The following is a 5533-nucleotide window of genomic DNA, read 5'->3' on the forward strand; positions in this document are numbered from 1 at the left end:
GTGGGGGCGACGGTCGGCGGGCGGCCGAGTGAGGGGGGCGGTTACGGGGCGGCCGGGGCGGGTGAAGTTCCGGGGCGGCCGGGGGCGGGTGACGGTCACAGGGAGGCGGGGGGGCTGATGACGGTCACAGGGAGGCGGGGGTGAGGTCGCGGGGCGACCGAGGGCGTGCGCCGTCAAGGCGCGGCGAGGGCAGGCGCCCTCAACGCGCGGCCCCTGCGCGGGCACCGGTCAACGCACGGCCGAGGCGCGGACGCCCGACATCGCACGGCCGGGAGGCGGACGCCCGACAACCCGCGGCCGAGGCGCGGACGCCCGACAACCCCCTGCCGGGACGCGGACGCCCATCAACGCGCGGCCGGGGCGCGGGTGAAGCAGCAGTCGCCGCACAGGCCGCCGCCGGGGAGCCGGTAGTACAGGCAGCAGCTGCGGCGCCGGAACGCGGTGCCGGTGAGGGTGCCGGTTCCGGCGAGGCGGGGGTCGGTGAGGAGCCGCCGGGTCAGCGCGCCGGAACGGGCGGCGACGTCCGGCCGCCCCTCGGCCCGCGCCCAGCGGTCCAGCCGACGGGCGGCGCCGGTCAGCGCGGAGGCCGCGTTGCCCCACAGCAGCCCGGCGGCGACCCGGTGCCGGGAGCGCACCGCGGCGGCCAGCGGTTCCAGGTGGGCGTCGAGGACGGCGGCGGCGACGGTGGCCGCGTCGCCGGGCAGCGGGCGCACCTCGGTCAGCCACAGGTCGTCGGGCGCGCTCGCGTCCGGGTCCCAGCCCAGCAGCCGGGGACCGAGGTCGGGGATCCGCCCGTACACGGCGGCCGAGCCGAGCGCGACCGACCACAACCGGGCCGCGAGGCCGAGCTGGGCCACCGAGGCGGCGATCCGCTCCTCGGGCGCCGACAGCGCGCGGGCCACCTTCCGCACCCGGAAACCGAGGCGATCCCGGTAAACATCCGACGTGGTGGCGCCGTACGCCTCGGCGAGGGGCACGGGACCGGGGCGCGGGGCGTGCGCCAGGTCCGCGACCGTCCTTAGGACGAAGTAGGCGCCCAGGGGGCGCAGGGCGCGCAGTTCCGGGTCGAGTTCGGCTTCGGGGTCCACGAAGAGCAGTAGTACCAAGTCCCTTAGGGGGCGAGGGCAGGGGGTACGGCGCCGGTGTCACCCGACCTGGGGATGACGGGGGCGGGGTCGTACTCCATCGGCAGTAGGACCCATTGCCTGCTCAGGGACGACGACGGGAACAGTTCTGGACGGCATTGTGTTGCCTATGGAAGCCGACCGTTCGCCGCGCCGGGTGAAGCGCACCCGCCTGACGCTGAGGAGCCGCCCATGAGCGCCCTCGCGCTGTCCGTGCTGCTGTCGCTGGTGTCCGCGGTCGCGTACGCCGGCGGCGCGATCGTGCAGGAGCGCGTCGCGGACACCTCTCCCCCGGCCGAGGAGTACGCCCCGCTGCGTCGCCCCGCCTGGTGGGCGGCGGTCGCGCTCAACGGCCTCGGCGGTCTGCTGCACGTGGCGGCGCTCGCCTACGGCCCGCTCAGTCTGGTGCAGCCGCTGGGCGCGCTGACGATCGTGTTCGCGCTGCCGATGGCGGCGCTGTTCGTGCGCCGCAGGGCCGGGGCGACCGCCTGGCGGGGCGCGATCATGGCGACGGTGGGCCTCGCGGGTCTGCTCTCCCTGGTCGGCGCCTCCGACAACCTGTCCCTGAGCGGCGCCCAGCAGGCGGCCGTGTTCCTGGTGACCGGTGGTGTGGTCGTGACGCTGATGGCCGCGGGCCGGGCGGTGCACCGGCACCCCGCCGTGCGCGCGATGCTGCTCGCCACCGCCTCCGGTATCGCCTTCGGTATGTCGTCGGTGTTCACCAAGACGGTCGCGGTCGACTGGACCGGCGGTCTCGGCGTGGCCGACCTGCCCTCGCTCGCCGCGATCGCGGTGCTGGCGGTCGCCGGACTGCTGCTGTCGCAGGCCGCCTACCGGGGCGCCGGACTCGCCGCTCCGCTGGCCACGCTGACCGTGGTGAACCCGGTCGTCGCCGCCGCGGTCGGCATCACGATGTTCGGCGAGACCTTCCGCTACGGCACCACCGGCACCGTTCTCGCGCTGAGCTGCGGCGTGGTGGCCGCGGGCGGGCTGATCCTGCTGACGACGGAGCGCATCCAGAACCCGGAGGCACTGTCAGAGCCGCCGCAGGACGCCCCCGCGGCGGAGACCGACGACGAACTGGTACCGGAGGCCGACGACGAGCTGGCCCCGGCGCTGCGGGAGCAGCTGCGCGGGGAGGTCTTCGTCCCCCGGCCGGTCTCCGAGGCGGCCCACGAGAACCGGGCGCCCGCGGAGGACAGCGGCCGGGTGCCGCTGTACTACCCCTCCGGCTACGGCTCCCCGTTCGTCCCGGTGCTGATCCTCGACCGGCACCGGGACCGCGTCAGATCCTGACGCCCCCGGCCCGCAGATAGGCGACCGGGTCGACGTCCGTACCGAAACCGGGCCCCGTCCGCACCTCGAAGTGCAGATGCGGGCCCGTGCTGTTGCCGGTGGAACCCGCGCGGCCGATGCGCTGGCCGGTGCCGACCTGCTGCCCGGTCTTCACGGAGATCGCCGACAGATGGGCGTACTGGGTGTAGCGGCCGTCGCCGTGCCGGACGACCACCTGGTAGCCGAAGGATCCGCCCCAGCCCGCGCTGACCACCTGGCCGTCCTTGACGGACTTCACAGAGGTGCCGGTGGGCACGGGGAAGTCGACGCCGGTGTGGTAGCCCTTCGACCAGGACGAGCCCGCCGCGCGGTACGGGGTCCCCAGGGAGCCGCTGACGGGGGCGACCAGGGACTGGGACGCGCGCTCCTCGGAGCGGGACGTGGTCTTGGGCTCGGTGGTGCGGGTCTCCTTGCGTGGGGCGGTCTTCTTCGTGCTCTCCTGCTTGCTCTGCTTGCCCTTCTTGGCGTCGCTCTTGGTGTGGCTCTTGGCGTCGCTCTTGGCGTCCAGGTGCAGCCGCTGGCCCGGCAGGATCAGGTCGGGGTCGGCCCCTATGGCCGCGCGGTTGGCGGCGTACAGGCCCTGCCAGCCGCCGCGGACGCGGTGCTCGTCGGCGATGCCGGAGAGGGTGTCGCCGCGCACCACCGTGTACATCTCGGCCTTGCCGGCCCGGGACTGCGGCGTGGTCTGCGGCTGGACGTCCTGGACGGAGGTCTTCGCCTTGCCGGACTTCTTGGCCGAGGGCGCCTTGGCGGGGCTGACGTCGGGGCTCTCTCCGCCGCGGGTGAGTCCGGCCCGCGTCGAGCACACCGGCCAGGCGCCGGGCCCCTGTCCGTCGAGCACCTTCTCGGCCACGGCGATCTGCTGGTCCTTGGTGGCCAGGTCGGCGCGCGCCGCGTACTGGGTGCCGCCGAAGGCCTCCCAGGTGGACTGGGTGAACTGGAGGCCGCCGTAGTAGCCGTTGCCGGTGTTGATGTCCCAGTCGTTGGAGGACTCGCACGCGGCGACCTTGTCCCAGGTGTCGACGTCGGCCGCCTGGGCGCTGCCGGTGCCGACGAGGGGGAGGGCTATCCCGGCGCCGCCCGCGGTCACGGTGAGTGAGGCCCGGTTGATCCTGTTCGGCTGATACCGGCGGTGCCGGCCGCGTACGGCCATGGAAACGCCCCTTCGACAAGCGTCAGGAGGGCCCAAAAGTATGCGTCTTCAACAGGTCACGACAAGAGAGCAATTCGGCCTCCCGTCACTCCAAGTGGCGTAAATCCGTCTGCGGTTGGCCGGAACGGTCGGGCACGCGCTGAGACCTCGGCGATCGGCGTGCGTACTGATGTCCGTCGGCGCCTCCGGACATGCGGCCGGGGTACCGGCACGTCAGGATGGCCGGGAGGGCAATACTGGCGGCACACGGCAGTACGCCCGGCACGAACGGATCCACTAGGAGCAGGCGGTATGAGCAGCAAAGCCCAGATCGGCGTCACGGGTCTCGCGGTCATGGGCCGCAACCTCGCCCGCAATTTCGCCCGCAACGGCTACCCGGTCGCGGTGCACAACCGGACGGTGGCGCGCACCCACGCCCTCGTTGAGGAGTTCGGTGAGGAGGGCGAGTTCATCGCGGCCGAGACGGCCAAGGAGTTCGTCGACGCGCTGGAGCGCCCGCGCCGACTGGTGATCATGGTCAAGGCCGGTGACCCCACCGACGCGGTGATCGAGGAGTTCGCCCCGCTCCTGGAGCCCGGTGACATGATCATCGACGGTGGCAACGCGCACTTCGCGGACACCCGGCGCCGGGAGCGCGAACTGCGCGAGCGCGGCATCCACTTCGTCGGCACCGGCATCTCCGGCGGCGAGGAGGGCGCGCTGCACGGCCCGAGCATCATGCCGGGCGGCTCGACGGAGTCGTACGACTCCCTGGGCCCCATGCTGGAGAAGATCTCCGCGAAGGCGGCGGACGGGGCGCCCTGTGTCACCCACGTGGGTCCGGACGGCGCCGGGCACTTCGTGAAGATGGTCCACAACGGCATCGAGTACGCCGACATGCAGCTGATCGGCGAGGCGTACCAGCTGCTGCGCGACGTCGCCGGGTACGAGCCCGCGCAGATCGCGGAGATCTTCCGCACCTGGAACACGGGGCGCCTTGACTCCTACCTGATCGAGATCACCGCCGAGGTGCTGTCCCACGTGGACGCGGCGACGGGCAAGCCGTTCGTGGACGTGGTGGTGGACCAGGCCGAGCAGAAGGGCACCGGCCGCTGGACCGTGCAGATCGCGCTGGACCTCGGGGTGCCGGTGTCCGGCATCGCGGAGGCGGTCTTCGCCCGCTCCCTCTCCGGCCACGCGGCGCTGCGCGAGGCCTCGCGCGGGCTGGCGGGCCCGAAGGCGGCGCCGCTGGGCGAGGCGGAGGCCGGGGCGTTCGCGGACCGTGTCGAGCAGGCCCTGTACGCCTCGAAGATCGTCTCCTACACCCAGGGCTTCCACGAGATCGCCGCGGGCAGCGAGGAGTACGACTGGGACATCGACCTGGGCGCCGTCTCCGCGATCTGGCGGGGCGGCTGCATCATCCGGGCGGCGTTCCTGGACCGTATCCGCGCCGCCTACGACGCCCGCCCCGACCTGCCGAGCCTGCTGTCGGACGAGACGTTCGCCCAGGAGATCGCGGCGGCGCAGGACGACTGGCGCGAGGTCATCATCGCCGCGACCCGCCAGGGCGTCCCCGCTCCCGGCTTCTCGGCCGCCCTCGCCTACTACGACGCCCTGCGCGCCGAGCGCCTGCCCGCCGCCCTCACCCAGGGCCAGCGGGACTTCTTCGGCGCGCACACCTACCGGCGGACCGACCGCGACGGCTCCTTCCACACGCTGTGGGGCGGAGACCGGTCGGAGGTCTCGGCCTGACCTTCCCCACGGCGGTCAGGTGAGCGGCGGTCCCGGTTCCGGGTTGGGCACCGGTTCCGGGCCCGGCGGGATGGGCGACGGGTCGGGCCCCGGGAGGGGGCTGGGACCCGGGCCGGGGCCGGGCGGCGGCTGCGGGACCGGGCCGGGGCCGGGCGGCGGGTAGGCGGGGGAGGAGTCCAGAGCCAAGGAA

4 protein-coding genes are annotated in these 5533 nt (G+C 73.7%); 2 read left to right on the plus strand and 2 right to left on the minus strand.

Annotated elements, in window-relative coordinates:
- Positions 1-344: 344 nt before the first annotated feature.
- Positions 345-1106 carry a (2Fe-2S)-binding protein gene (locus KBY47_RS35950; RefSeq protein WP_210928824.1) on the minus strand — a complete coding sequence of 254 codons (762 nt, stop codon included), beginning with the start codon at positions 1104-1106 and terminating at the stop codon, positions 345-347.
- Between the two features lie 210 nt (positions 1107-1316).
- Here KBY47_RS35950 and KBY47_RS35955 point away from each other — a divergent pair, with 210 nt between their 5' ends.
- The gene (locus KBY47_RS35955; protein WP_210928825.1) at positions 1317-2420 is read left to right on the plus strand and encodes a DMT family transporter; all 1104 of its coding nucleotides are present in this window, start codon (positions 1317-1319) and stop codon (positions 2418-2420) included.
- On the opposite strand, the gene KBY47_RS35960 is transcribed toward KBY47_RS35955, so the two are convergent.
- Positions 2410-3612, minus strand: a complete 1203-nt coding sequence (locus tag KBY47_RS35960) for a transglycosylase family protein (protein ID WP_210928826.1) — start codon at positions 3610-3612, stop codon at positions 2410-2412. The genes KBY47_RS35955 and KBY47_RS35960 overlap by 11 nt on opposite strands.
- A gap of 291 nt (positions 3613-3903) precedes the next feature.
- Here KBY47_RS35960 and gndA point away from each other — a divergent pair, with 291 nt between their 5' ends.
- Positions 3904-5343 carry an NADP-dependent phosphogluconate dehydrogenase gene (gene gndA, locus KBY47_RS35965; RefSeq protein ID WP_210928827.1) on the plus strand — a complete coding sequence of 480 codons (1440 nt, stop codon included), beginning with the start codon at positions 3904-3906 and terminating at the stop codon, positions 5341-5343.
- The last annotated feature ends 190 nt before the right edge of the window (positions 5344-5533 follow it).

Origin of the sequence: Streptomyces sp. B93 (genome assembly GCF_018070565.1) — a bacterium.
Lineage (GTDB): Bacteria > Actinomycetota > Actinomycetes > Streptomycetales > Streptomycetaceae > Streptomyces.